Annotated in this window: 23 protein-coding genes and 1 pseudogene; 23 read left to right on the top strand and 1 reads right to left on the bottom strand. The window is 68.6% G+C overall.

The annotated features are described in order from the left end of the window. Window positions 1-3: 3 nt before the first annotated feature. The 5 genes from CWS50_RS07695 to CWS50_RS07675 all read left to right on the top strand — a co-directional run bounded on the left by CWS50_RS07695 (window position 4) and on the right by CWS50_RS07675 (window position 5,076). Window positions 4-309, top strand: a complete 306-nt coding sequence (locus tag CWS50_RS07695) for a DUF2469 domain-containing protein (protein ID WP_119835714.1) — start codon at window positions 4-6, stop codon at window positions 307-309. Between the two features lie 176 nt (window positions 310-485). Beyond that, entirely contained in the window at window positions 486-1,049 is a 564-nt protein-coding gene (locus tag CWS50_RS07690) for a YraN family protein (protein WP_243118237.1), read from the top strand. Then, window positions 1,046-2,623, top strand: coding sequence for a YifB family Mg chelatase-like AAA ATPase (locus tag CWS50_RS07685; RefSeq protein ID WP_127842318.1), 1,578 nt, complete (start codon window positions 1,046-1,048; stop codon window positions 2,621-2,623). Before CWS50_RS07690 ends, CWS50_RS07685 begins: the two co-directional genes overlap by 4 nt. Continuing rightward, window positions 2,620-3,870, top strand: a complete 1,251-nt coding sequence (gene dprA / locus CWS50_RS07680) for a DNA-processing protein DprA (protein ID WP_127842317.1) — start codon at window positions 2,620-2,622, stop codon at window positions 3,868-3,870. Before CWS50_RS07685 ends, dprA begins: the two co-directional genes overlap by 4 nt. Window positions 3,871-4,173: 303 nt before the next feature. Continuing rightward, window positions 4,174-5,076 (top strand): tyrosine recombinase XerC, encoded by a 903-nt coding sequence (locus tag CWS50_RS07675; RefSeq protein ID WP_127843340.1) that lies wholly within the window; start codon window positions 4,174-4,176, stop codon window positions 5,074-5,076. Between the two features lie 47 nt (window positions 5,077-5,123). On the opposite strand, the gene CWS50_RS07670 is transcribed toward CWS50_RS07675, so the two are convergent. Beyond that, complete coding sequence (locus CWS50_RS07670; RefSeq protein ID WP_243118236.1) at window positions 5,124-5,696, bottom strand: M23 family metallopeptidase; 573 nt, start codon at window positions 5,694-5,696, stop codon at window positions 5,124-5,126. Window positions 5,697-6,270: 574 nt separating this feature from the next. Between CWS50_RS07670 and rpsB the strand changes: the two genes are divergently transcribed. The 18 genes and pseudogenes from rpsB (at window position 6,271) to CWS50_RS07585 (ending at window position 24,610) form a co-directional block, all read left to right on the top strand. Beyond that, entirely contained in the window at window positions 6,271-7,182 is a 912-nt protein-coding gene (gene rpsB / locus CWS50_RS07665; RefSeq protein WP_127842315.1) for a 30S ribosomal protein S2, read from the top strand. A 105-nt stretch (window positions 7,183-7,287) separates the two neighbouring features. Continuing rightward, window positions 7,288-8,127 carry a translation elongation factor Ts gene (gene tsf / locus CWS50_RS07660; protein ID WP_127842314.1) on the top strand — a complete coding sequence of 280 codons (840 nt, stop codon included), beginning with the start codon at window positions 7,288-7,290 and terminating at the stop codon, window positions 8,125-8,127. A gap of 235 nt (window positions 8,128-8,362) precedes the next feature. After that, window positions 8,363-9,115 carry a UMP kinase gene (gene pyrH, locus CWS50_RS07655; protein WP_127842313.1) on the top strand — a complete coding sequence of 251 codons (753 nt, stop codon included), beginning with the start codon at window positions 8,363-8,365 and terminating at the stop codon, window positions 9,113-9,115. Window positions 9,116-9,191: 76 nt separating this feature from the next. Then, on the top strand, window positions 9,192-9,749 hold the full coding sequence (frr, locus tag CWS50_RS07650) for a ribosome recycling factor (RefSeq protein ID WP_127842312.1): 558 nt from the start codon (window positions 9,192-9,194) through the stop codon (window positions 9,747-9,749). Window positions 9,750-9,898: 149 nt separating this feature from the next. Then, window positions 9,899-10,828, top strand: a complete 930-nt coding sequence (locus CWS50_RS07645; protein ID WP_127842311.1) for a phosphatidate cytidylyltransferase — start codon at window positions 9,899-9,901, stop codon at window positions 10,826-10,828. A gap of 38 nt (window positions 10,829-10,866) precedes the next feature. Then, a complete protein-coding gene (gene rlmN / locus CWS50_RS07640; RefSeq protein WP_127842310.1) occupies window positions 10,867-12,162 on the top strand; it encodes a dual-specificity RNA methyltransferase RlmN in 1,296 nt (431 codons plus the stop codon). Continuing rightward, window positions 12,159-12,704 carry a DivIVA domain-containing protein gene (locus CWS50_RS07635; RefSeq protein WP_127842309.1) on the top strand — a complete coding sequence of 182 codons (546 nt, stop codon included), beginning with the start codon at window positions 12,159-12,161 and terminating at the stop codon, window positions 12,702-12,704. The genes rlmN and CWS50_RS07635 overlap by 4 nt, the downstream gene beginning before the upstream one ends. A 146-nt stretch (window positions 12,705-12,850) precedes the next feature. Then, on the top strand, window positions 12,851-14,134 hold the full coding sequence (dxr, locus tag CWS50_RS07630) for a 1-deoxy-D-xylulose-5-phosphate reductoisomerase (protein ID WP_127842308.1): 1,284 nt from the start codon (window positions 12,851-12,853) through the stop codon (window positions 14,132-14,134). Continuing rightward, the gene (locus tag CWS50_RS07625) at window positions 14,131-15,462 is read left to right on the top strand and encodes a M50 family metallopeptidase (protein WP_127842307.1); all 1,332 of its coding nucleotides are present in this window, start codon (window positions 14,131-14,133) and stop codon (window positions 15,460-15,462) included. The genes dxr and CWS50_RS07625 overlap by 4 nt, the downstream gene beginning before the upstream one ends. Before the next feature lie 69 nt (window positions 15,463-15,531). Beyond that, window positions 15,532-16,713 (top strand): flavodoxin-dependent (E)-4-hydroxy-3-methylbut-2-enyl-diphosphate synthase, encoded by a 1,182-nt coding sequence (ispG, locus tag CWS50_RS07620; protein WP_127842306.1) that lies wholly within the window; start codon window positions 15,532-15,534, stop codon window positions 16,711-16,713. A 95-nt stretch (window positions 16,714-16,808) separates the two neighbouring features. Then, window positions 16,809-17,798 carry a GNAT family N-acetyltransferase gene (locus CWS50_RS07615; RefSeq protein WP_127842305.1) on the top strand — a complete coding sequence of 330 codons (990 nt, stop codon included), beginning with the start codon at window positions 16,809-16,811 and terminating at the stop codon, window positions 17,796-17,798. Window positions 17,799-17,967: 169 nt separating this feature from the next. After that, a complete protein-coding gene (locus CWS50_RS07610) occupies window positions 17,968-18,525 on the top strand; it encodes an STM3941 family protein (RefSeq protein WP_127842304.1) in 558 nt (185 codons plus the stop codon). Window positions 18,526-18,780: 255 nt separating this feature from the next. Continuing rightward, complete coding sequence (locus tag CWS50_RS07605; protein ID WP_127842303.1) at window positions 18,781-19,788, top strand: UbiA family prenyltransferase; 1,008 nt, start codon at window positions 18,781-18,783, stop codon at window positions 19,786-19,788. Then, complete coding sequence (locus CWS50_RS07600; protein WP_127842302.1) at window positions 19,772-20,830, top strand: polyprenyl synthetase family protein; 1,059 nt, start codon at window positions 19,772-19,774, stop codon at window positions 20,828-20,830. Before CWS50_RS07605 ends, CWS50_RS07600 begins: the two co-directional genes overlap by 17 nt. Beyond that, entirely contained in the window at window positions 20,745-21,464 is a 720-nt protein-coding gene (locus CWS50_RS07595; RefSeq protein WP_164860104.1) for a class I SAM-dependent methyltransferase, read from the top strand. Before CWS50_RS07600 ends, CWS50_RS07595 begins: the two co-directional genes overlap by 86 nt. Next, window positions 21,451-21,738, top strand: a pseudogene (locus tag CWS50_RS14065) (thiamine pyrophosphate-binding protein); the annotation flags it as partial. The gene CWS50_RS07595 and the pseudogene CWS50_RS14065, both read left to right, overlap by 14 nt. 822 nt (window positions 21,739-22,560) lie before the next feature. After that, window positions 22,561-23,937 (top strand): thiamine pyrophosphate-dependent enzyme, encoded by a 1,377-nt coding sequence (locus CWS50_RS13490; RefSeq protein ID WP_243118235.1) that lies wholly within the window; start codon window positions 22,561-22,563, stop codon window positions 23,935-23,937. Window position 23,938: 1 nt separating this feature from the next. Beyond that, the gene (locus tag CWS50_RS07585) at window positions 23,939-24,610 is read left to right on the top strand and encodes an ABC transporter ATP-binding protein (RefSeq protein ID WP_127842299.1); all 672 of its coding nucleotides are present in this window, start codon (window positions 23,939-23,941) and stop codon (window positions 24,608-24,610) included. The last annotated feature ends 1 nt before the right edge of the window (window position 24,611 follow it).

Genomic DNA, 24,611 nt, shown 5'->3' with positions numbered 1-24,611 from the left:
CTGGTGAGCGCCGACGACCTTGAGGCATATGAGAACGAGCTGGAGCTGGCCCTGTACCGGGAGTACCGCGACGTCGTCTCCCTGTTCTCCTACGTGGTGGAGACCGAGCGCCGCTTCTACCTGGCCAACGCTGTTGACGTCCAGGTCCGTGGCAACGGTGGCGAGGTCTTCTTCGAGCTGGCCCTGGAGGACGCCTGGGTGTGGGACATCTACCGGGCCTCCCGATTTGTCAAGTCCGTCCACGTCGTCACCTTCAAGGACGTCAACGTCGAGGAGCTGACCAAGCTGGAGATGGATATCCCCTCCTGAGGCTGTCCGGGACAGGCCGGTGACTGGCTCTCCCGAATCCTGCACCTGCGCTCCCTGAGCCTGCCCGGTCACCACAGGTGCCTGTGTGGGACTGCGGTCCACAAGGCGCCGGGCTCGCCTGTACCTGCTGCCTGCGCCGTGGGCCATGCTCAGGCCACTCAGGGAGGGAGGCTGCCGTGGGAGCACGTACCACTGTCCGTCGTCCGCAGGAGAGGGCGGAGGGAGAAGAAGAGCACAGCCCGACACCGGTTCTGCACCACAGCATCGGTTACAGCGCAGACGACGGTGCCGACGACGCTGCTGGCCACAGTGCTGGCCACAGTGCTGAGGTGGGACGCCGTGGTGAGGACCTGGTCGCCCGCTACCTGGAGGACGCCGGGTGGCAGGTGCTGGAGCGCAACTGGCGGCCGACGACCGGCAGGCGCGGTGAGCTCGACGTCATCGCGCTCGACCCGGGGCCTGCGTCGGGGCAGGAGCAGGCCGCCCAGGGACGCGGTGACGCCGCCCGACAGCGACCGGTCCTGGTCGTCGTCGAGGTCAAGACCCGCACCTCCCTGGGCCGTGGCTGCCCGGCCGAGGCCGTGGGGGCGAGGAAGATCGCCAGGATACGCAGCCTGGCGGCGCTGTGGGTGGCCACCCATCGTGTCGTCCACGGCGGGACACGCATTGACGTCGTCTCAGTCCTGCTGCGTTCCCGGCGGCCTGCGCTCCTGCGCCACCACCGGGGGGTGGCACTGTGACAGGCCTGGCCAGGACGCTGGCGGTGACCCTGACCGGGCTCAGCGGGCACCTGGTGGAGGTTGAGGCCCATGCGACCCAGGGCCTGCCGGGCTTCACCCTGGTCGGGCTGCCCGACACCGCGGTCAGGGAGTCCCGGGAGCGTGTCAGGGCGGCGCTGAGCACCTGTGGCCTGGCCTGGGGCGAGCAGCGGCTGACGCTCAGCCTCTCCCCGGCGGACCTGCCCAAGTCGGGCAGCAGCCTGGACCTGGCCCTGGCCCTGGCGGTCCTGGGAGCCCGTGGGCGGCTCACCAGCGACGCCTCGGAGATGCTGAGCCGCACGGTCTATATCGGCGAGCTCGGCCTGGACGGGACGGTGCACCCGGTGCGTGGGGTGCTTCCCGCCGTGCACGCCGCCGTGGAGTCCGGTGCGCAGGAGGTTGTCGTGGCCCAGGGGGCGGCTGCCGAGGCCAGGCTGGTCCCGGGAGCCCGGGTCGTGGCCGTGGACCATCTCGGTGAGATGATCCAGCGCTACGGAGGAGTGCTGCCAGCGGGGGCAGCCCACCTGGTGAGCAGCTCGGTCGAGCACGCCTTCCGCCGGTCTGGGGCACCTGCGACCCCCTCGCCTGCCCGGCAGCCGGACCTGGCTGACATCATCGGGCAGGAGGAGGCCCGGCACGCCCTGGAGGTCGCCGCAGCGGGTGGGCACCACCTGCTCCTGACAGGCCCTCCGGGTACCGGCAAGACGATGCTGGCCGAGCGCCTGCCCACGATCCTGCCGCCACTGCGACAGGAGGACGCGGTCACCGTCACCTCGATCCACTCCGTGGCTGGTGTGTTCAGCCCGGAGTCAGGTCTCATGAGTGACCCGCCTCTGCGCGCCCCGCACCACTCGGCGACACGGGCGGCGATGGTCGGTGGGGGCACAGGCATGCCCCGCCCCGGCGAGATCTCACTAGCGCACCGGGGCGTCCTCTTCCTGGACGAGGCCCCCGAGTTCAGCCCCGGCGTGCTGGACAGCCTGCGTCAGCCCCTGGAGTCGGGAACCGTCACCATCGACCGTGTCGGTGGTCGGGCCTCCTTCCCCGCGAGCTTCCAGCTGGTCTTGGCGGCCAACCCCTGCCCCTGCGGCAGGGGAGACGGCAGGGGGCTGGAGTGCACCTGCACCTCCCTCCAGCGCCGCCGCTACCTCTCCCGCCTGTCCGGGCCGCTGCTGGACCGGGTGGACATCCAGGTGGAGGTCGCTGCCCACAGCGCGGCAGAGATAGCCGCCGCCAGGACAGGGGAGTCCAGCGTCCTCGTGGCCCGACGTGTGCTCCGGGCGCGTCAGCGTGCGGCCCGCCGCCTGGCAGGCACCCCGTGGCAGGTCAGCGCGGAGGTGCCGGGGTCCTACCTGCGTGGTCCCGAGGGTGGTCTGAGCCCGGAGGTGTCACGAGGACTCATGCGGGTGATGGACCGTGGGGACCTCTCCCTGCGCGGGGTGGACCGGGTCCTGCGCCTGGCGTGGACCCTGGCCGACCTCGACCGGGCTGACACGCCCTCCCCGAAGCACCTGGGGACCGCGCTGGCCCTGCGTACCCGGGGAGCGCGGCCGTGACTGCCCGGCTGCTTCCCTATGACGTGACCGACACCAGGCTGGCCCGGGCTACCTGGTCCCGCCTGGCTGAGCCTGCCGATCCCGCTGCCGCCCGCCTGGTGGGAGCCCTGGGACCCAGCCGGGCCTTGGGATGGCTGCTTGAGGCGGCGCTGACCGAGGACAGGCAGGTACGCGAGCCTCTCGTCCCGCCCCTGCCCGCCCCAGGCGATCCGGCGGAAGCGGCAGCCAGGTGGGCGCAGGCGACGGCTCGGTGGGCGCCGCGGCTGGAGGGCCTGGACATACGACGTGAGCTGGACGTCCTGGAGCGCCTGGGCGGGCACCTGGTCCTTCCGGGGCAGCGGTGGTGGCCAGCGGGGCTGGACGACCTGGAGCAGCCACCGTTCTGCCTGTGGGTGCGTGGGGACCCTGCCGTCATGGTCGGTGGCACAGGTGGGGACGCGGACCTCCCGGAAGGCCCGGGTGCTGTCGCGGTGGTCGGTGCGCGCGCAGCGACACGCTACGGGGAGCAGGTCGCCTCCGACCTGGCTGCCGGGCTGGCTCGTCGAGGCGTCGTCGTTGTCTCCGGCGGGGCCTTCGGGATCGACGCTGCCTCCCACCGGGGCGCGCTGCGCTGTGGCACCACCCTGTCCGTCAGCGCCGGGGGAGTGGACCGGTTCTACCCGCCTGCTCACGCCAACCTGCTGCGGGCGGTCGTCGCCTCCGGCGCCCTCGTGGCCGAGGTCCCCCCAGGGCGCGCCCCGGCCCGGCACCGCTTCCTCACCCGCAACCGGCTGATCGCCGCCATGTCCCGGGCCACGGTGGTCGTCGAGGCAGCCTGGCGCTCCGGGGCGCTGTCGACGGCCCGCCACGCCCAGGACCTGGGGCGTCCTGTCGGTGCCGTTCCCGGTCCGGTTACCTCCATGGCCTCGGTCGGGTGCCACCGGCTCCTGCGCAACGGTGCCGTGTGCGTGACCGACACCGATGACGTCCTGGAGCTGGCGTGCCCGCTGGGGACGGTGGACCCCGACGGGCTCAAGGAGGCTGAGCACTCCCTGGGCAGCAGTCGGCTGCTGGACGGCCTCGACCATGCCAGCGCTGTGGTCCTCGACTCACTGCCTGCCCGCTCCTCGGCCTCCACCGAGGCGGTTGTGCGTGCCTGCGGGCTCTCACCCCGTGAGACCACGGCGGCGCTGGGGGTCCTGGAGCTGGCCGGACGGGTGGAGCGGGTCGGTAGCCGGTGGCGACGACGCCGGTCGGCGCGTGCCTGACGGTGTCTGCTGCGGTCCGCTGCGTGCCAGCCGTGCCCAGGGGGCTCGGCTGGTGCCAAGGGCAGTGAACCGTGAGTGCCAGGAGGCGGCGTGTCCCGGGGCTCCTGGTTGGCGCGCCCTGGGAGTCTATGGGCTCCGTGGTCCTAGCCTGGGCCCGTGTCCGTCCCTGCATCCAGACCTGCGCCCGGCTCTCTGTCCAGTGCTGCTCCCCAGGGGCGCGGTATACCGTCGGGGAGCACGGGGGAGCGTCGCGAGGCTCCAGGTGACCCGGGGCGCTCCCCAGGCTCATTCACACGTGGCAGCCTGGTTGCGGGGTGGCTGCGCCACCTGAGCCTCCAGCGAGGCCTCTCCGAGCACACCGTGCGAGCCTACGCCGCCGACCTGCGCGACCTCCTCGGCTTCCTCGGCGTAGGACCCGGGGATGAGGAGCCGGTCGGGCCGGTGCTGGCCAGCCTGGGCCTGACTGACCTGCGCGCCTGGCTGGCGGAGCAGGCCGCCTCGGGTCGCTCGCGGGCGACGCTGGCCCGGCGGGCGGCGGCGGCCAGAGCCTTCTCGTCGTGGGCGCACGGGCTGGGCCTGATCCCCGCTGACGTGGCCGCCCGGCTGCGCTCCCCACGGCCCGACAACCGCCTCCCCGGTGTCCTGACCACGCAGCAGGCCGGTCGCTTGCTTGCGACCGCAGCCGAGCTTGCCTGTCAGGAGGACCCTCTGGCCGTGCGGGACCTGGCGCTGGTCGAGACCCTCTACGCCACCGGGGTGCGGGTCTCAGAGCTCTGCGGTCTGGACGCTGCTGACCTTGACCGCAGCGCCCGCACGCTGAGAGTGCTGGGAAAGGGGGACAAGGAGCGGGTCGTCCCCTACGGCGTCCCCGCCGCGCGCGCCCTGGACCGGTGGCTGGGCACCCGCCCGCAGCTAGCGGGCACGGATGCTGGCCAGGCGCTCTTCCTGGGGGCACGCGGGCGTCGTATCGACCCTCGGGTCGTGCGGCAGGTGGTCCACCGCCTGTGCGCGGCAGCCCAGGTCCCCGACCTCGGCCCCCACGGCCTGCGGCACTCCGCAGCCACCCACGTCCTGTCCGGCGGCGCGGACCTGCGCAGCGTCCAGGAGATCCTGGGGCACTCCTCCCTGGCGACCACCCAGCGCTACACGCACGTCTCCGCCGAACGCCTGCGCGCTGTCTACGAGCAGGCCTTCCCCCGGGCCTGACCCGGTTGCCCGCCGGGGCTGCCAGGCCCGCTGGAGCAGTGGTCGGCTCAGTCTGCCCCTACAGGTTTGAGCCGGATGACGGCGGGCTGTACCAGCCGCAACGGGTTGACATAGTTCGTGGGACCGGTACGTGCACCCCAGTGCAGGGCGTCCCTCCCGTCGGTGCGGTGGCCTGCCACGAGGGTGCCCAGCATCTGTCCCCGGGTGACAGCCTGGCCTGCGCTGACCACCGGTTCCACCGGCTCGTAGGTGGTGCGTATTCCGTCAAGGTGGTTTACGGAGACCACCGGCCGGTCGACGACCACCCCGGAGAAGGCCACGGTGCCGTCGGCGGCGGCCAGAACGGGGGACCCGGCGGGAGCCCCAAGGTCGACCCCGCGGTGCCCGGCCCCCCACACGAGTGCCGGAGGGTCGAAGGGCTGCAGGACGGCTGCCGCCTCCCCGGTGGGCCAGCCGTAGCGGGTCCCCGGCTGCGGCGGCACCTCCTCGGAGGGGAGAGCGGCTGGCGGCACGGCCCAGGCGCGTGGGAAGCCTCCCGCTCCCGGTGCGGCGGCGAGCAGGAGAGGGGCGGTGGCGGCCAGGAGGACCGCGATGCCTGCCCGCAGCGGCCAAGGAAGCACCCTTGTCCTTGTAGCGGTCCTTGTGTCGGTCCTTGCGGTGCCGGTAGCAGGGCTGGCAGTGCCGGGAGCCTGGCTGGCAGGGCTGGCGGTACCGGGTGGGTCCCCAGGAGGGAGGAGTCTCATAGGTGCAGGGTGGGAGACGGCGTCGCCCTCGGGCCATGTCGGCACCATCGGCCTGTGGCGGCAGCCTGCTTGACCCTCCCTGTGGTGACCGGGACGACGACGGCTCATCCCGGCCCGGCTGCTGAGTGGAGCCCGCCCTGTGGTAACCTCTGCTCCGCAGCATCCTGCGGATCGGCTCTGGCGGTTCTCAGGTGCTGACTTCGCGTGTCCGCACCTGAGGCGCTCAGGACGTCCCTTCCGGACGACGCAGCCGTGGTCCCGCACCGTGAGGAGCGGGTGGCTGCGCGTCGCGGGCACCAGGCCCTGAGGCGGCTTTCCGGGGGAGAATCCTCGTGGGGCCGCTGACGGGGAAACCCAGATACAAGCCGGGACCCTGCTGACCGTGTTGTCAGGGTCCCCCGAGCGACACGTGCGTCGAGCAACCTCTCGGCCCACACACGGAAGGACCTTCATGGCCGTCGTCACCATGCGTCAGCTCCTTGAGAGCGGTGTTCACTTCGGGCACCAGACCCGCCGCTGGAACCCCAAGATGAAGCGCTTCATCCTCACCGAGCGCAACGGTATCTACATCATCGACCTCCAGCAGTCCATTGAGGGCATCAACACCGCCTACGACTTCATCAAGGAGACCGTCGCCCGTGGCGGCAACATCCTGTTCGTCGGCACCAAGAAGCAGGCCCAGGTCGCCGTGGCCGAGCAGGCCCAGCGCGTGGGCATGCCCTATGTCAGCCAGCGGTGGCTGGGCGGCATGCTGACCAACTTCTCCACCGTGCGCACCCGCCTGGACCGTATGCGTGAGCTCGAGCAGATCGACTTCGACGACGTGGCCGGGTCCGGCCGCACCAAGAAGGAGCTGCTCATGATGCGCCGGGAGAAGGACAAGCTCCAGCGCACGCTGGGTGGTATCCGGGACATGAGCAGGCTGCCCGCAGCCGTGTGGGTCGTTGACACCAAGAAGGAGCACCTGGCCATCTCCGAGGCCCAGAAGCTGGGGATTCCCGTCATCGCCATCCTTGACACCAACTGTGACCCGGACGAGGCTACCTACGGCATTCCGGGCAACGACGACGCTATCCGCGCCGTCTCCCTCCTGACGCGTGTCGTGGCTGACGCCGCTGCTGAGGGGCTGCTGGCCCGGTCCGCAGGTCGCGGGCGTAGCGGGGCCCAGGCTCAGCCTGATCCCGTGGACGCCGAGCCGCTGCCGGAGTGGGAGGCTGAGCTGCTTGCCGGTGCGGAGGCCGCCTCGACCGGGGCGGCTGCTGAGCCTGCTGGGGACACTGAGGCTGCCCAGGAGCAGGTGGCCCAGTCTGCCGGGGGCTCGGCCCAGGCGGCGGTGCAGGCAGAGGCTCCCGGGCAGGCCTGAGCCTGCTGATGCCAGCCGTGTCACGCCGCCCTGCTGGCAGGGCGCGCCGTAGCCGTGCTGGCGTGACTGAGACACGAGACACTTCAGGAGACAACGGAGACATCTATGGCGAACTACACCACTGCTGACATCAAGGCTCTGCGTGAGAGGACCGGGGCCGGCATGATGGACGTCAAGAAGGCCCTCGACGAGGCTGACGGCGACACTGAGAAGGCCGTCGAGATCATCCGGATCAAGGGTCTCAAGGGGATCGCCAAGCGCGAGGGCCGGGCGGCCTCCGCCGGGCTGGTGGTGGCCACGGTGGCCGACGACAGCCAGGGGCAGGTCGGCGTGCTGGTCGAGATCAACGCTGAGACCGACTTCGTGGCCAAGAACCAGAAGTTCCTCGACTTCGCCGACCAGGTCCTCGCCGCCGCCGTCGAGTCAGGTGCCCAGAGCGCCGATGCCCTGTCCAGGGTCGAGGTCGGCGGCACCTCTGTCAAGGACCTCACCGACGGCATGCAGGCGGTTATCGGGGAGAAGATCGTGGTAAGCCGCCTCGCCCGCCTCAGTGCCCCTGCGGTGGAGCTCTACCTGCACCGCACCAGCCCCGACCTTCCCGCCCAGGTCGGTGTCCTCGTGGGGACCGACGCCAAGGCCGCCGAGGTGGCCCACGACGTCGCCATGCACGTGGCCGCCTACGCCCCCAGCTACCTCACCCGCGAGGACGTCCCGACCATTGTGGTGGAGAGGGAGCGGGCTATCGCCGAGGAGACCACCCGGGCTGAGGGCAAGCCCGACAAGGCTGTCCCCAAGATCGTCGAGGGGCGTCTGAGCGGGTTCTTCAAGGAGCACGTCCTGGTGGAGCAGCCCTACGCCAAGGACCCGAAGACGACCGTGGGCAAGGTCGTCGAGGCCTCCGGCGGCGAGCTGACCGGCTTCGTCCGTTTCCGGGTCGGAGTCTGAGCCGTGTGGCCGTGGGGCGGCTGACGGGGCCCGCTGGGACCCGCTGCCACCCCACGGCTCCTCCTGCGAGGAGCCGTGCCCGCTGTGCTGCCTGCCGCAGCGTGTCTCGGCCTGTCACGGTCTTCCGGGGGGCCCCGTCGCGCACGGCGGCGTGCGATGGCGGCACACGCCCCCGGAGAGGGTAGTCTGTGACGCACGTCTGACACAACGGAACACCAGCTCAGGAGGCACTGGCATGAGTGAGTCCCCGGCCCGTGACGACCGCGTCGCCCACACCAGGCACCCGCGACGAGTCCTGCTCAAGCTCTCTGGCGAGGTCTTCGGGGGCGGGGAGGTCGGGCTGGACCCTGACGTCGTGGCCGACGCGGCCCAGCAGGTTGCTGCGGCGGTGGGCCAGGGCGTGCAGGTCTCCGTCGTCGTCGGGGGAGGCAACTTCTTCCGCGGTGCCGAGTTGTCCGCCCACGGCATGGACCGTGCCCGCGCCGACTACATGGGGATGCTCGGCACCGTGATGAACGCCCTGGCGCTGCAGGACTTTATCGAGAAGGCCGGGGTCCCCGCGCGGGTCCAGACGGCGATAGCCATGGGCCAGGTCGCTGAGAGCTACGTGCCTCTACGGGCCATCCGTCACATGGAGAAGGGGCGCGTGGTGGTCTTCGGGGCCGGGGCCGGGCTCCCCTACTTCTCCACTGACACCGTCTCCGCCCAGCGCGCCCTGGAGACTCACTGTGACGAGCTGCTCGTGGGCAAGAACGGGGTTGACGGCGTCTACACCGCCGACCCCCGCAAGGATGCCTCCGCCGTCCTGCTGGAGCACCTGACCTACGAGCGGGCGCTGGCCGACGGTCTCCAGGTGGTGGACGCCGCAGCCTTCTCCCTGTGCCGGGACAACAGGCTCACGATGAGGGTCTTCGGGATGGGCGAGCCCGGCAACATCTCCCGGGCCGTCCTGGGTGAGAAGATCGGTACCCTTGTCACTCCAGGCTGACCGGGCAGCGGCCCGCCCGGCTGCTGCCGCAGGAACCCCCACCAAAGTCACGCTACCACCACCGGAGGGAAGCACCATGATCGACGACGTCATGCTAGATGCCGAGGACAGGATGGACAAGGCCCTTGAGGCCGCCAGGAGCGGTCTGGCCTCCATCCGTACCGGCCGAGCCAACCCCTCCATGTTCCACGGCATCATGGTCGACTACTACGGGGCTCCCACTCCCCTCCAGCAGCTGGCGTCACTGACGATCCCGGAGGCGCGTACCGTGCTCATCACCCCCTTTGACCGCTCGGCGACAAAGAACATCGTCACCGCAGTGCGCGAGTCCGACCTGGGCGTCAACCCCACCGACGACGGCACCGTGATCCGGGTGACCCTGCCCGCGCTCACGGAGGAGCGCCGCAGGGACTATGTCAGGCTGGCCCGCTCCCGGGCCGAGGAGTCCCGTGTCCAGGTGCGCGGTATCCGGGGTCGGTCCAAGAAGGAGCTGGAGGCGATCAAGAAGGAGGGTCAGGCAGGAGAGGACGAGGTCAAGCGGGCCGAGCAGGACCTGGACGCCCTGACCCGGCGCTACGTGGAGCAGGTTGACGCGGCCCTGGCTGCCAAGGAGAGCGAGCTCCTGGACGTGTGAGCGCCTGGGCGAGCGGGGCCACCCTGGGGTCCGTTAGCGGCGCGACGTTGAGGCCGCTACGGCGTCCGAGGAGCCCCGGGCCTGGACGGGAGGTGACCTATCGTGACCGGAGGACTGCTGATGACCTCAAGACGTGAGCCGTGGGCCTCGTGAGCACCCTGCTGACCCCGCCCCCCACGCGTGACCACGCCCCCCTTCCCGCGACAGGGCGTGCCGGGCGCAACCTTCCTGCCGCTGTGGGCGTGGCAGTCGTCCTCGTCCTGCTAGTCGCGGGGTCGTTGCTGTTCTACAGGGAGCTGTTCGTCCTCCTGGCCGTGGTGGCCGTGTGCGGGGCGCAGTGGGAGATGGCGGGTGCACTGGCTCGTAAGCGGATCCGCCTGCCACTGGCTCCTCTGTGGCTGGGGACCCTGGGTACTGCCGTGTGCGCGTGGCAGGTGGGTGCCGAGGCGGCCTTCGGCTCCTACGTGGCTACTGCGGGGGCCTGCGTCCTGTGGTGCTTCATGGACCAGGCGGAGGCGGACACCGGCACGCCGCTGGAGGAGTCCGGCAACGCCGTGCCCCGTAGCGACCTCCACGACATGGTGCGCCGCTCGCGCTCCCGCTCTGCGGCGGCATCGGTGTTCGCCGCCACCTACCTGCCCTTCCTGGCCTCCTTCGCGGTCCTGGTGGCGGCGCAGGAGGAGGGGGCGCAGCGGGTGATGATGATGATCGCCCTGCCTGCCGCCAGTGACACCGGTGGCTGGCTGGTCGGGGTGCTGCTTGGGCGCCACCCCATGGCTCCGTCGGTGTCTCCCAAGAAGTCCTGGGAGGGGTTCGTGGGCTCCCTGCTGGCCACGGTCGCGGCGGGGGCGGGGCTCCTGTACCTGCTGGACGGACCGGTGTGGGCGGGGGCGGTCCTGGGGGCGTGCGTCGTGGTGGTCTCGACGCTGGGGGACCTAGGAGAGTCGCTGCTCAAGCGTGACCTGGGCCTGAAGGACATGGGCACCCTCCTGCCCGGCCACGGGGGGATGATGGACCGTCTGGACTCGGTTCTCGTGGCCGCGCCCGTGGTCTACGTCTTCACCCTCGTGGTGTGGTAGGCGGTCTTTGAGGCCGCCCGGAAAGGAGCGTGTGGACAGTGAGTCCTGCCAGCCACCGTCCTGGTGCCCCAGCCGGGCGCGCGGCCCGGCACGGTCCCGCTGACCGGGCGCCCGGTTCTGCCAGCCCTGCTGGCCCGGCTCCCGGCGAGGTCCAGGTCCTCCCGACTGACCAGCCTCCCGAGGGCGCGAGCAGTCCTGACGCCCGCCCCCGGCTGTCCCTGGCGGTCCCAGCGCCCCGTGGCAGGGCACCCCGGCACCTGGCGGACCTGGACCTGGCGGGCCGCAAGGCTGCCTGCCAGGACGCGGGCCTGCCAGGCTTCAGGGCCGACCAGGTCTCACGGCACTACTTCATCCGCCTCACACGCGACCCCGCGCGTATGACCGACCTGCCAGCGTCCCAGCGGGACCAGCTGTGCGCCGAGCTGCTGCCGCCCCTCATCTGCGAGGTCCGTGCCCTGCGTGCCGACGCCGGGCGCACCGTCAAGCACCTGTGGGAGCTCCACGACGGCGTGCGCGTGGAGTCCGTGCTCATGCGCTACGAGGACCGCACCACCCTGTGCGTGTCCTCCCAGGCTGGCTGCGGGATGGCCTGCCCCTTCTGCGCCACCGGCCAGATGGGGCTGACCCGCAACCTGTCCACCGCAGAGATCGTCGAGCAGGTTCGTCACGCCGCGCTGGCCTCTGCCAGAGGGGACCTCGCGGGCGGGCCCGCGCGCCTGTCCAACGTGGTCTTCATGGGGATGGGCGAGCCGATGATCAACTACAGGAACGTCGTGGCGGCCCTGCACCGCCTCGTCGACCCCGCGCCGGAGGGCTTCGGGATGTCGGCGCGGGGCATCACGGTCTCCACGGTGGGGGTGGTCCCCCTCATCCGTCGCCTGGCCGGAGAAGGGCTCCCGGTCACGCTGGCTGTGTCCCTCCACGCTCCTGACGACGCCCTGCGCGACGAGCTGGTCCCGGTCAACTCCCGGTGGAAGGTCGCTGACCTCCTGGACGCCGCCTACGACTACTTCCAGGCCTCCGGGCGGCGCGTGTCCATTGAGTACGCGCTCATCAAGGACATGAACGACCACGCCTGGCGGGCGCAGCTCCTGGCCGAGGAGCTCAACCGCAGGGGCAGGGGCTGGGCCCACGTCAACCCCATCCCCCTCAACCCGACCCCAGGGTCGATCTGGACCTGCTCTACGCCCCAGGCCCAGCAGTCCTTTGTCGACACGCTGCGGTGTGCTGGAATTACCACTACGGTGCGAGACACTCGGGGCAGTGACATCGACGGTGCCTGCGGCCAGCTCGCCACGGAGGTACTCAACCAGGAGAGGGCAAGGACGCAATGAGCAACATGTTTCCCAAGTCCATGCCCCTGCGACCGGGCTACCGCCCTGAGCAGGTGGACCGCTACTTTGAGACCGCACGCGAGATCTACGACGCCGGCGAGCTCGACGAGATGGACTCCGAGGGGGTGCGCACGGTCGCCTTTGACATCGTTCCCGGGGGGTACCAGCCCGCTGCGGTCGACGCCGCCCTTGACCGTCTCGAGGCGGCCTTCCTGCAGCGACGCCGTGCCGATTTCGTGGCCCAGCACGGCCGCCGTGCCTGGATGGACCAGGTCACCCAGCTGGCCACCACCCTCTACCCCAGGCTGCTCCGGCCCGAGGGGGAGCGCTTCCTGCCTGCTGGTGGCCAGGGCTACGCCAAGGAGGACGTGGACGCGCTCATGGACCGTATCGCGGGCTACTTCGACTCTGACAATGCCCTGGCCTCCTCTGAGGTCAGGGGCGCGGTCTTCCGGGCGGCGCGCGGCTCCAAGGCCTACGACGAGGCCAGTGTGGACCGCTATCTCGCCCGTGTGGTGGAGGTCCTGCTGTCGGTGGAGTAGCTGTTGGTCGAGCGGGCGGTAACACCGGCTGGCCTGGTGAGGGGCGCCCGGCCACACCCGTGTAGGGTAGCCGTCGCCGTACGTGCACGGCATCATCCACAGGTCCCGGACACAGCCTCCGGGCAGACACCCTCGGGCAGATCCTCATGACTGAACCTTCTCGTCTCGTCCTGCTGGGCTCCACGGGCTCTATCGGGACCCAGGCCCTTCAGGTCCTCACCAGGCTGGGTGACCGCGCGCCGCAGGTGGCGGCGCTGGCCGCAGGTGGCTCCCGCCTGGACCTTCTTGCCGAGCAGGCCGTGGCCTGGCAGGTACCGGTCCTGGCCGTCGCCTGCCAGGGGGGGGAGCAGGACGCCGTCCGGGAGCACCTGCGCCAGGCACTGTCCCGGGCGGCTGCCTGCAGCGCGGTGCCCAACCCTGTGACCACGGTCCTCACCGGCCCGCAGGCCACGGTGGACGTGGTGGAGGCTGCTGCCCCTGCGCGCAACGACACGGTGCTCAACGCCGTCACCGGCTCCGTGGGACTCCTGCCCACGCTGGCGGCCCTGCGCAGCGGTGCCCGTCTGGCCCTGGCCAACAAGGAGTCACTGGTTGTGGGAGGGGCGCTGGTGCGTGACGCCCTGCGGCGGCCTGGGCAGGTGGTGCCGGTGGACTCCGAGCACTCCGCCATCGCCCAGTGCCTGCTGTCCGCCCGCCACGAGAAGGGCCTGACCAGCCCCCTGGTCACCGGTCGCAGCGAGGTGCGCAGACTGGTGCTGACCGCCTCCGGGGGGCCCTTCCGGGGAAGGCGCCGCGAGGAGCTGGTCGGCGTGACCGCGGCCCAGGCCCTGGACCACCCCACCTGGTCGATGGGACCTGTGGTCACCGTCAACTCCTCCACCATGGTCAACAAGGGCCTGGAGCTCATTGAGGCCCACCTCCTGTTCGACGTGGACCCCGGCGACATCGACGTCGTCGTCCACCCGCAGTCGGTGGTCCACTCCATGGTCGAGCTCCTTGACGGCGCCACCATCGCCCAGGCCTCCCCGCCCGACATGCGCCTGCCCATCGCCCTGGGCCTGACCTGGCCGGACCGGGAGGACCTGTCAGGACTGGTCGAGCCCACCAGGTGGGAGGACCCGGTGGCCTGGACCTTCGAGCCCCTGGACTCCCAGACCTTCCCGGCGGTGGACCTGGCCCGCCAGGCCGTGTCGGCCTCCGACACCCACCCTGCGGTCCTCAACGCCGCCAACGAGCAGGTGGTGGAGGCCTTCCTGGTCGGCGGGCTGGAGTGGCTGGACGTCACCAGCATCGACGCCGCGGTCCTGGCAGAGCACGAGGGCCTCAGCAGTCCTGGTCTTGACGAGCTGTTGGAGGTGGAGTCCTGGGCCCGTGCGCGGGCACAGGAGATGGTCGAGGCCCGGTCCGGGCACGTGGGAGGAGACGCATGAGCCAGGCACTTGCCTACGTCCTGGGTATCGCCGTCATGGTGGTCGGCATCGCCGTGTCCGTGGCCCTCCACGAGCTGGGTCACATGCTGCCTGCCAAGAAGTTCGGGGTCAAGGTTCCCGAGTACTTCATCGGCTTCGGCCCGCGGCTGTGGTCGGTGCGGCGCGGGGAGACAGAGTACGGGGTCAAGGCCCTGTGGCTGGGAGGCTACGTCAAGCTCGTTGGCATGCTGCCGCCGGAGAACCCCGACCGTCCGGACCGGCGCACCAGCAGCGGTGAGCTGGGCATGGTGGGCCAGGCCCGGGCCGACTCCATGGAGGAGATCGCCCCCGGTGAGGAGGACCGTGCCTTCTACCGGCTCAGTGTCCCCCGCAAGCTGGTGGTCATGGCCGGCGGCATCCTCACCAACCTCGTCCTGGGTGTCGTGCTGCTGGCCGTGAGCCTCGGCGTGGTGGGGGTCCCGACGAGCACCTCCTCCCTGGCCTCCGTCGCCCCCTGCGTCTCCTCCGACATCGACGCCGGTGCGCCCTGCACCGAGGAGGACCCAGTCTCCCCAGCGGCCCGGGCCGGACTGGAGCCGGGGGACCGGATCATCTCCTGGAACGGTGTCCCGGTCTCGACCTGGCAGCAGGTGACTGCCCAGATCGAACGGGCAGGGACCACCCCGACGGAGGTGGTCGTCGAGCGTGACAGGGCGCGCCGGACCGTCAGCGTGACGGCCGTGGAGGTGGAGCGTGCCGTGCGCGACGACCAGGGCAGCCCGGTCACCGACTCCACCGGTACCGCCCTCACCCGTTCGCGACCCTATGTGGGGCTCAGCCCCGCCTCTGAGACCCGGCGCGTGCCCCTGGGAGAGCTGCCGGGGATGGTCGGCCAGGCCGTCGGGGGGACGCTGCGGGCGATCGCCACCCTGCCGGTGGGGTTGTACCACGTGGTCGCCGCCGGCCTGGGGCTGGAGGAGCGCAGCACCACCGGGGTCATCGGCCTGGTGGGGCTGGGACGCCACGCGGGGCAGGTCTCCAGCGCGGGGGTCGGTGAGGGCACCGTCTCCTTGTCGGCACGGGTGTCAGCCATGCTGAGCCTGCTGGGCAGCCTCAACCTGGCACTGTTCGCCTTCAACCTGGTGCCGCTGCTGCCCCTTGACGGCGGGCACGTGGCCGGGGCGTGCTGGGAGGGGCTCCGCAGGCGCTGGGCTGCTGCGCGCGGGCGACCTGACCCTGGGCCGGTGGACATCGCCCGTCTGCTGCCTGTCAGCCAGGTCGTCGTCGCCCTGCTTGTCGTCATGGCGGTGGTGCTGGTGTGGGCGGACCTCGTGGCGCCGGTGACCTGAGCCGAGGCAGGGAGCCATGCCACACCTCCGGGCGGGGCTGGTAGTGATCGCCGGTGACATACTTGGGGCGTGAGCGACGTGATCGATCTTGGTATCCCCTCCGTGCGTGCCGAGGCTCCCGTGCTGGCCCCGCGCAGGCCCACGCGCAAGATCAGGGTGGGCGGCCTTGAGGTTGGCGGGGACGCCCCTGTCACCGTGCAGTCGATGACCACCACCAAGACCCACGACATCGGTGCCACCCTCCAGCAGATCGCCGAGCTGACCGCAGCGGGCTGCGACATCGTGCGCGTGGCCTGCCCGACCGACAAGGACGCCGCCGCCCTGCCGGTCATCGCCAGGCAGTCGCGCATTCCGGTCATCGCTGACATCCACTTCAACCCCAAGTACGTCTTCGCCGCGATCGAGGCCGGGTGCGGGGCCGTGCGCGTCAACCCCGGCAACATCCGCAAGTTTGACGACCGGGTGGCCGAGATCTGCAAGGCAGCCTCCGACCACGGCGTCAGCCTGCGTATCGGGGTCAACGGCGGGTCCCTGGACCCGCGCCTGCTCAAGAAGTACGGCAAGGCCACGCCCGAGGCGCTGGTGGAGTCGGCCACCTGGGAGGCAGGCCTGTTCGAGGAGAACGACTTCCACGACTTCAAGATCTCCGTCAAGCACCACGACGTGGTCACCATGGTCCAGGCCTACCGGCTGCTGTCCCAGGCCGGGCAGTGGCCGCTCCACCTGGGGGTCACCGAGGCCGGCCCGGCCTTCCAGGGCACCATCAAGTCCTGCGCCGCCTTCGGCACCTTGCTGGCGGAGGGGATCGGTGACACGATCCGCGTGTCCTTGTCTGCCCCACCCGTGGAGGAGGTCAAGGTCGGTACCAAGCTCTTAGAGTTCATGGGTCTGCGCCAGCGTCAGCTCGAGATCGTCTCCTGCCCCTCCTGCGGGCGCGCGCAGGTAGACGTGTGGTCCCTGGCCGAGCAGGTCGAGGAGGGGCTCAAGGGCGTCACCGCCCCGCTGCGGGTGGCCGTCATGGGCTGCGTGGTCAACGGTCCGGGTGAGGCGCGGGAGGCCGACCTGGGCTGCGCCTCAGGAAACGGCAAGGGCCAGATCTTCGTGCGTGGCAAGGTGGTCGAGACCGTCCGCGAGGAGCAGGTGGTGGAGACCCTGCTGCGCTACGCCCAGGACATGGCCGAGGACATGACCCGTGAGCTTGGCGAGGAGGCGCTGGTGGGCACGGCTCCCATGGTCTCCGCTGCCGGCTAGCAGGGCGTGGTCTGAGAGGACACGAGGTCTGAGGAGGGTCTAGGCCAAGGATGCGGACAGTGTTGAGAGCGGGTTGAGGACGGGTTGAGAGCGGTATGACCTTGGTGAGTCGGTTGCGGCGCCGAGGCCCGGAGGGCACGGGCCTGGTGCCTGTGGCTGCAGACAGGGTCGGAGGCCTGCTGGGCCTGTGTGGCACGGAGCCGGTCCAGGCCACTCCGCTGGCTCACCAGGTGCAGCGCTGGAGCAGGTGGGGCCGGGGGGACGTCGTCGTGGCGGGAGACCCCCAGGCGCCTGTCGGCGCGGCCTGGACCACGGGTGTCGCTATGCCCTTTGGGCTCGCCCCCAGGCCTGGTACCGGGCATGGTGGTGTTGCGCGTTCCACGCTCCTGGCCCTGGCCGAGCACACCAGGCCCCGCCTCGGTCGGCACGGCTCGGTGGTCGGTGTGGCCCGGGACGTGGCGGCCTTGTGGGAGCCGCTGCGCAGGCTGGGGGCAGTACCCCGCGAGGAGCGCTGGAACCAGCCTCTGCTGCGCGCTCCTGCCTCGCCCGGGGGAGAGGGGCTCGTGGCAGGTCAGCGACGACGCCGGCCCGCTCTGGGCTGGGTGGCCCAGGGGCTTCACGCTGCCACGCGGCGGGAGGAGCCCCTGGTGATGCCGGCCTCGGTGGCCATGTTCACCGCCGAGGTCGGCTACGACCCGACGACTACAGGCTCCTCCTACGCGCGCCACGTCAGCTGGCTGGTGTCCACGGGACGCAGCTACGTCGTCCTGGACGACGGTACCGGGGCACCTGCGCGCCCCGGCTCAGCTGCGATGGTGGCCTTTAAGGCGGACGTCGGCTCCGTGTGGCACAGCGCGCGGGACCACGTGGCCATGCTCACCGGGGTGTGGACCCGGCCGGACCTGCGTGGCCGGGGGGTGGGGGCTGTCGCGACGGCCGCCGTGGTGGACGCGGTGCGCCGCGACCACGTGGGGCCGCAGGGCACGGTGAGCCTCTACGTCAACGACTTCAACGCCCCCGCCCTGGCCCTGTACTGCTCGGTGGGATTCACCCAGGTGGACACCTTCGCCACGGTGCTGCTCTAGGGCGCGCTGCGGACACCCCTCCCACCCCACCTCCCACCCCACACAGGACCCCGGATCCTCACAGGTGTACGGAATCCTCATAAAGTACCGACGCGCCAGTCATCTGTGAGGATTTGGTACACCTCGACACGCCCTGCGGGAACCGGGTGCCTGGGGTGAGGATGGGGGCATGGAACCACTCGTCATCAAGCACAAGTCCTCTTACATCCTGCCCCGAGTGGCGGGGTCGCTCGTGCTCGTCATAGCCAGCATCGTCGTCCTTGCCATCGAGCCGCCGAGGGTACTGGTTGCGATGCTGGGAAGCGGCTCGGCACGGCTCACCTGCGTCGCCGTCGGCCTTCTCGGCATCGTGTTCTTCTCCTATACCGCGGTGAGGACAGCACGGCTGGGGCGTGGTCACGCCCTGCGCGTGGACGACGCCGGGATTGACAACCGCACGAACGCGGTCTGCGTGCGCCGTGTCCCCTGGGAGCAGGTGGCCGGCTTCCGCCCCCTTCGGGTCCGTATGGGTATCCAGGACATCGACTCGGTCCAGATCGACTTCGTCGACCCCCAGTGGCCTAGGACCCAGATCAGCGGGCTCAAGGCCGCTACCGTGCGAGCCAATGAGGGTATGGCGGGGTTCGGGCCTGGCTCTATCTCCACAGACCCCCTGGGCGTCACATCCGAGGAGCTCCACGCCCGCCTCTCTGAGGAGCTGCGGCGTAGGCGGCCGGACCCCCGGTAAGGACGCAGAGGTCCTTGCCGGAGACCGCCCGCACACTGGGGTGGCAGCCGTCGCCAACCCGCGTCTCCTGACTGGCTGCGCCCCGACGTCTGCGCTGCCTGGTTCTGCTGAGCAGCCGCACTCTGCGGGACCACCCAGGCGGGACCGGTCAGGTCCAGCGAGTTGCCTGCGGCCCGCCGGGAGTGGAGGCAAGAATGCAAATAGTAGTGTTTCGCTACACATGAATGATGATGTCTCGAGTGTTACACTTTATACATGGCAAAGCGGTTTGCTGGTCGTGCGACTGCGGTAACCCTAGTCGCCCTCTCCAGGCCGCGGACCTGCTTCGTGTCCGTCTTCTCTCTCCTGCTAGCCTTCAGCACCACAGGAATCTCCTGGACGTGGCGGCTCCTGTCGGCGCTCATTGCCAGTTACCTTGTGCCCGCAGTAGCCAACCTCCACAACGCGACCACCGACGTCACTGAGGACAGCTACCACCTCAGCAACCGGGTTCTGGCCGTAAGGAGGCTCGGAAGCACCCGCGTCACAGTAGTGCTCGTCTCTTCCACTGGTGTGCTGGCTCTTCTTCTGGCTGCGACCAGCCTCGCCACCCTCGCCGTCGCGCCTGTAGGGATTGGCCTCATGTACATGTATTCTATGCCGCCCTTCCGGCTTAAGTCCCAACCGCTTGCCGGGGCATGCACGTTCGCCCTAGTGGCGGCGCTGCCATATATCGGCGGTTCTCTTGTGTCGAACCGCTGGGCCACTATCGGCGGTTCCCAGCTCAGGCTGTGGCCCACAGCTCTTCTTGCCCTCGTCATGTGCGGAAAGTTCTTTATCAAGAATCTACCAGACTTTGACGCGGACAAGCGGGCCGGCCTCAAGGCGACAGCAACAATCTTCACCAGTTACAGGAACGCCGCAGTAACGGCGGTGCTGTTCGAGGCAGGAGCCTATGTCGCAGCGTCTGTATATGTGTTCGCATCCACGGCATCCACGTTAAAAATAATCATGCATTGGGTTGTTCTCCTGCTGTGTGTGGGGCACGCGACGTCCTTCGTCCGCACATTTGACGCACTAGCCCTGAACGCCAGAATGAAGTGGGACATGCTCGCCACCACGCTCTTCGTCGCGTCCTGGGCGTTTCCCGCTGAGGCTGGGTATCACATGAATCTGTGGCTGTTGTCAATGCTGGGTCTTGCAACCGCCATGATAGTACCGCTCGACTCCAGGGCGGGCTGGTATATTTCCAGAACCTCGGAGAGACATGAGCAGCAGTCTTGAGGAAGAAATCGTTGAGCACATTAGCCGAGCAATCAGCACCATGCCCAGCTCAGTGGGAGCCCGTGCGGCGTACAGTTGTGAAGTACCAGGAAAACTAGTCCGGCCTCGCCTGCTTGTGTGCACAGCCGCAGGTCTAGGACTTCAACCGGATGACTCTGGCCTACTGGATGTCGCTGAAGCTATAGAAATGGGTCATGTAGCATCACTCATACATGACGACATCATCGACGGATCGCCACTGCGGCGTGGAAGGTCGGCACTCCACACGAAGTTCGGCGCCGCTACCGCAATCATAACTGGTGACGCGATGCTCTTTTCGATGTTCCGTGGGCTGTCGTCGGCGTGCCCACCCGACGTCGCGACCCAGATAGTCCGCACGATTGCTGACATGGGGACGAGGCTGTGTGAAGGTGAGCATCTCGAGGAGGCGGCCACCAGGAGCGCTACAACGGCCGTTCGGAGCCAGGAGGCCCTCTCCCTGGCGACCTATATGCGGGTCATCCGCAACAAGACCGCGTCGTACTTTGTTGCAATGTGCGATATAGCGGTCGCGATGGCACCCGGTGGGTTCGAAGCACGCGACGATCTCCTCAAGATGGCAGAACTATTCGGTATGGCCTTCCAGGTACGCGATGATCTCCTGAGGGTGCTCCCCAGTTCCGTCCCCGCCGGAAAGCCGCTTGGTATCGACGAGTCGAACGGGCTCGTCACAGCGTTTGACCTGCACGGCGCAGGTTTTGATCTATTTGAGGCCGTGCGTGAGTACGTCAACAACGGAGGCGTCGAGGAAACGTCGGCCGCAGTAAGACCAAGGCGCGAGGTCCAGCGTCCCCAGGCGCAGGAGGTTGATATATTGCTCAAGAAATTTAGGCGGGAGCTGGTGCAAAGAGTCGACGCCCTTCCCTGTCATGCGAAGGGTGCTGGATGCCTCTCAAGGATCTCATCAGGGAGACACTGTGACAGTGTCGTCAGAATCAGCAGAGACGGCCGGTCGGCCGACGACGCCGCAGCGCAACTTCACCGCCGTCGCCCGCCGCTATGACTCGATCAACAGGATACTGACCTGCGGCAGGATTACAGTTGCACGCAGAAAGGCGATCGATTCTCTGCCCACAACTTCCAACAAATTCCTGGACCTGTGCTGCGGGACGGGTGAGTTTGGGCGGGCGCTCCGTCTCCGCTATCCCGGCAGCACAATTATCGGCGTCGACATCAACCGGTCGATGCTTGCTCAGGCAGTCTCCAGGGACTGTTACGACCTTGTGCTGGCCCAGGACGTGGCTACCCTCGAGCTTCCGCCTGGCTCGTTCAACTGTGTGGTGCTGTCACTAGCTTACCACGACCTGGGGGATGGCGGTGAGCAGGTACTTGCCATGAGCGGGAGGCTGCTGGCCCCAGCGGGCCGACTTGTCTCATTAGAGTTATCGCTGCCAGAAAGCCCGCTGATGCGTTGGCTGCTGGTCCGGGTCCTGCGCGCGCTTGAGTCGCTGCTTACAATTCTCAGCCGACCTGTCCTGGCACACACAGTGCGCGAGATCAGGATGAGCCCTGACTGGAGGAGTGTTGTCCACGAGTTTGAGGCTGCCGGATTCTCGTTGATGTCAACGACTACGTTCCTGCTTGGTGTTCTGAGGCTCAATATCTACATTAAAGGACGAACACATGACCCCGCCTGACGCGCTCCTCCGTCTGGCCGCCCGGATGGGTGTCCGGCACGCCTTCGGAATGGCTGCCGACTCCGTGAACGGTACCTGCAACTCGTTGATCTCGGCATGCGACACCTCTTTTCACCAAGTGTTCAACGAGAAGACAGCTGGCTGTGCCGCCCTCGCGTGCTACCTGCAAACTGGCGCGCCAGCGATTGCTGTCGGCACCTCGGGGCCTGGGGCTGCACACCTCCTGCAATCCATTGTCTATGCGCACGCTCACCGGTTGCCGACTGTCTTCGTGATAGGCATGCCAGCGCCGGGAGACCCACCCGGCTCTTTTCAGGACATCGAAACGGAGAGGTTCGCGCACAACCTCGGTATACATATGGTTGACGCTCGCTTCGACGCTTCCCGGCTTGATCTGGTTGACCGAGAGCAGCTTCCCTGCATTGTCGGTGTGGATAGGGACACATTTGTCGGCTCCCCGTCGGCGTTGGGGCACGTAAGGCCGTGGCAGGATGATGGCAGTCTACCGCCATGCTCCCATCCTTCTCCTCCCCTCCCGCCAACCCGCCAGGAAGCAGGAGCGGCAGGTGGCCCGCTTATTTCGGAAAGTCTTCTCCGCCATGATGCCAGGGAGCCTGATTCTCGGGCCAGGAGTGGGTCCGGGGCGCAGTTGCCTGCGGGCTGGGGTGTCGGGTACTTGCTCGCGGCGAGCCGCACAGCCACCGAGGTCAGCAAGTCCTTCCTCTACCTGGCGGACGTCCTTGACTGCCTGGCTGACTTCATCTGTGCGGCTTGCCGGGCCACCGGCAGCATACAGCTCCTGTATGACAGCGATAGCGGCAGAACGGTCTGCGAACGGGTCATCGGACCGGCTCTTCGCAGCACGTCCTTTCTTGCCACTTGCTGCGCCACGGACACTATCCAGAATAGGCCGATGAGCCCGGCCTCCGCTCGGTTCGGTTTCAGCCCAGTCGACCAGTCAGGGTTCTCGGTCCGTCCCCGCCAGGTCACCGTCGCCGTTGAGAGGGACGGAAAGAGCCGTACCGTTCAGTCAGCGACCGCTGAGGCGTCCGTTCTCGCGGCTGGTGGGTGCGCCCGACTTGGATACAGGACCGCGGTGTCGTCCCGCTCGGTATTTTCGCTGCTGTCGGCGGCGAACGGGATATACGATATTGCGTTCGACGGCGGCGACGTAGAGATCGAGGTCGACGGTGTCGGCTCGGATAGGGTCAGACAGTACTTTCCCGCGCTGCGCAGTCGTTCGCGTCGTTATTCCGCCGGAAGTGACTTTATCAATCTGGGGGCACTGTCGGTCGCGTTAAGCAGCAGTCGGCGCCCGGTTATTGTTGCTGGTTCCGGCAGCATTCCGTGCGCCGACAAGGTGATGCAGGCATCAGGGCAGGCCGGGATTCCAGTACTGTGTACCATGGGGTCGCTGTGGCGTTACGCCTCTCACAAGCACTGCCTTGGCATGATTGGTAGCTCCGGCAGCGTGGAGTGTGAGCGGATAAGGTCGCACTCCGACCTAGTCATCTACCTGGGCCTGACCAACAGAGGGCTCGCACATGACACGCTTCGGCTCGACCGCCCTTATTTCGACGTCTGCGAGGATCCTTCCGTCCTGGCGGGACGGAGTGATCCAGGGCGTCAGGTCTGCGGAAGCATAGGCGATGTTTTGGACCGTCTGCGCTGCTCGCTTCCGTCACCCGAGCGGGACCACTACTGGTTTCGCCTGCTGCATGACGCGGCTGTTCAGTTCTCCCGTCCGCGGGCACGGCTTACTGAGAGGATGAGCGCCGCACGCCCTAGTTCACGTCAGACGGTCCGGGCGGTCGTTTCGCAGTATGCCCCTGCTGAGACGATGATCTTTGTTGACGTCGGGCTGAGCACCCTCTGGGCCAGCCGCACGTTGCCACGCGGCTATAAGGTGCTGTATACGCGGGGCTTCGCGACGATGGGAGCCGCCACTCTCTCCGCCTTGGGCGTGTCGGACTGTCTTACTAGGCGGCTGCTCGTGATCACTGGCGACGGAGGGTTTGCTCTAAGCCTGGGAGAGTTCCTGCACCACGCTGCAGGGACTGCCTCGGGAGCTGGAGGCGGCCGTTCTTCGGTACAGCCTGACCTCACAGTCCTGGTACTCAATAATGGCGGCCTGGGGGCGGTGCGCTACGAGCAGGAGCTTCGAGGCCTTGTCCCTAGCGCTTGGGCCGCTCCATTCAATGCCCCAGCCCTTGCCGCGCTCCTCCCGGCGATCGAGTATGTCTCCGTCACGTCACGGGCCGATCTCGAGAGGATGGACCAGGGCCGGGCCACGACACGTCGGGTGCGGGTGATCAACGCTCATGTTGATCCGCTGGAGGCGCCGGTCCCTGCGCGCAGGATTGATATCCGCGCCCGCACGACCCTGATTCGCTCCTGGGCCAGACAGGGAAGGCAGGGGCTTTTCCACGCGGCCAGGACGCTGCCCTACATTATCGACACGTGGAGGTTCTGACATGATTGAGCTGCGGGACGTCTCCAAGACCTTCCGAGACGGACAGAACCACTCTCACCACGTCTTCGAGAGCCTGACGCACGTGTTTGGTGACGACGTCGCGTCGACGGCTATTCTGGGGGAGAGCGGCTGCGGGAAGTCTACCCTGCTGTCGCTGCTCGGGCTGCTGAGCAGACCGGACTCAGGCTGCGTCGTGCTCAGTGGCACAGACGTCACGGCAATGCCCGACTCACGACGGGGCGAGTACCGGCTCAGGAACATAGGGATGGTCTTCCAGGAGTTCAACCTGGTGCCGGAGCTGTGCCTGTGGGAGAACGTCGCCCTGCCCTCGGTCGCGCTTGGAGGCTCCTTCGCTGCCAGGAGGAGCCGCGCGCTTGACCTACTCGCACGGGTGGGCTGTGATGGCCTGGCAGAACGTCTGCCGTCACAGGTCTCGGGCGGCCAGATGCAGCGGGTCGCGGTCGCGCGCGCCCTGGTCAACAGGCCCGCACTCATCCTCGCCGACGAGCCCACAGGAAACCTCGACCCCAAGACGGGCAGCCTGGTGGTCGAGGCGCTCACGGAGGCCGCCCGCAGCACCCGCCTGCTGATAGTCACGCACGACGCCGCAGTTGCGCGCAGGATGGACGAGGTTCTTGTTCTCAGTGACGGCGGGCTCAGAAGACAGGATTAAG

The sequence above is a fragment of the Actinomyces wuliandei genome (genome assembly GCF_004010955.1).
Classification (GTDB): Bacteria; Actinomycetota; Actinomycetes; order Actinomycetales; family Actinomycetaceae; genus Actinomyces; species Actinomyces wuliandei.
The sequence above is the reverse complement of the archived record's forward strand: the minus strand, read 5'-3'. Positions and strand labels throughout refer to the sequence as shown.

Bases quoted from the DNA above. Each gene is read 5' to 3' on its own strand.
- CWS50_RS07635 (WP_127842309.1), top strand. From the start codon at position 12,159: ATGAGCAACATGTTTCCCAAGTCCATGCCCCTGCGACCGGGCTACCGC.
- pyrH (WP_127842313.1), top strand. From the start codon at position 8,363: ATGAGTGAGTCCCCGGCCCGTGACGACCGCGTCGCCCACACCAGGCAC.
- dxr (WP_127842308.1), top strand. From the start codon at position 12,851: ATGACTGAACCTTCTCGTCTCGTCCTGCTGGGCTCCACGGGCTCTATC.
- frr (WP_127842312.1), top strand. From the start codon at position 9,192: ATGATCGACGACGTCATGCTAGATGCCGAGGACAGGATGGACAAGGCC.
- tsf (WP_127842314.1), top strand. From the start codon at position 7,288: ATGGCGAACTACACCACTGCTGACATCAAGGCTCTGCGTGAGAGGACC.
- CWS50_RS07585 (WP_127842299.1), top strand. From the start codon at position 23,939: ATGATTGAGCTGCGGGACGTCTCCAAGACCTTCCGAGACGGACAGAAC.
- CWS50_RS07610 (WP_127842304.1), top strand. From the start codon at position 17,968: ATGGAACCACTCGTCATCAAGCACAAGTCCTCTTACATCCTGCCCCGA.
- rpsB (WP_127842315.1), top strand. From the start codon at position 6,271: ATGGCCGTCGTCACCATGCGTCAGCTCCTTGAGAGCGGTGTTCACTTC.
- CWS50_RS07600 (WP_127842302.1), top strand. From the start codon at position 19,772: ATGAGCAGCAGTCTTGAGGAAGAAATCGTTGAGCACATTAGCCGAGCA.
- CWS50_RS07625 (WP_127842307.1), top strand. From the start codon at position 14,131: ATGAGCCAGGCACTTGCCTACGTCCTGGGTATCGCCGTCATGGTGGTC.
- CWS50_RS07615 (WP_127842305.1), top strand. From the start codon at position 16,809: ATGACCTTGGTGAGTCGGTTGCGGCGCCGAGGCCCGGAGGGCACGGGC.
- CWS50_RS07605 (WP_127842303.1), top strand. From the start codon at position 18,781: ATGGCAAAGCGGTTTGCTGGTCGTGCGACTGCGGTAACCCTAGTCGCC.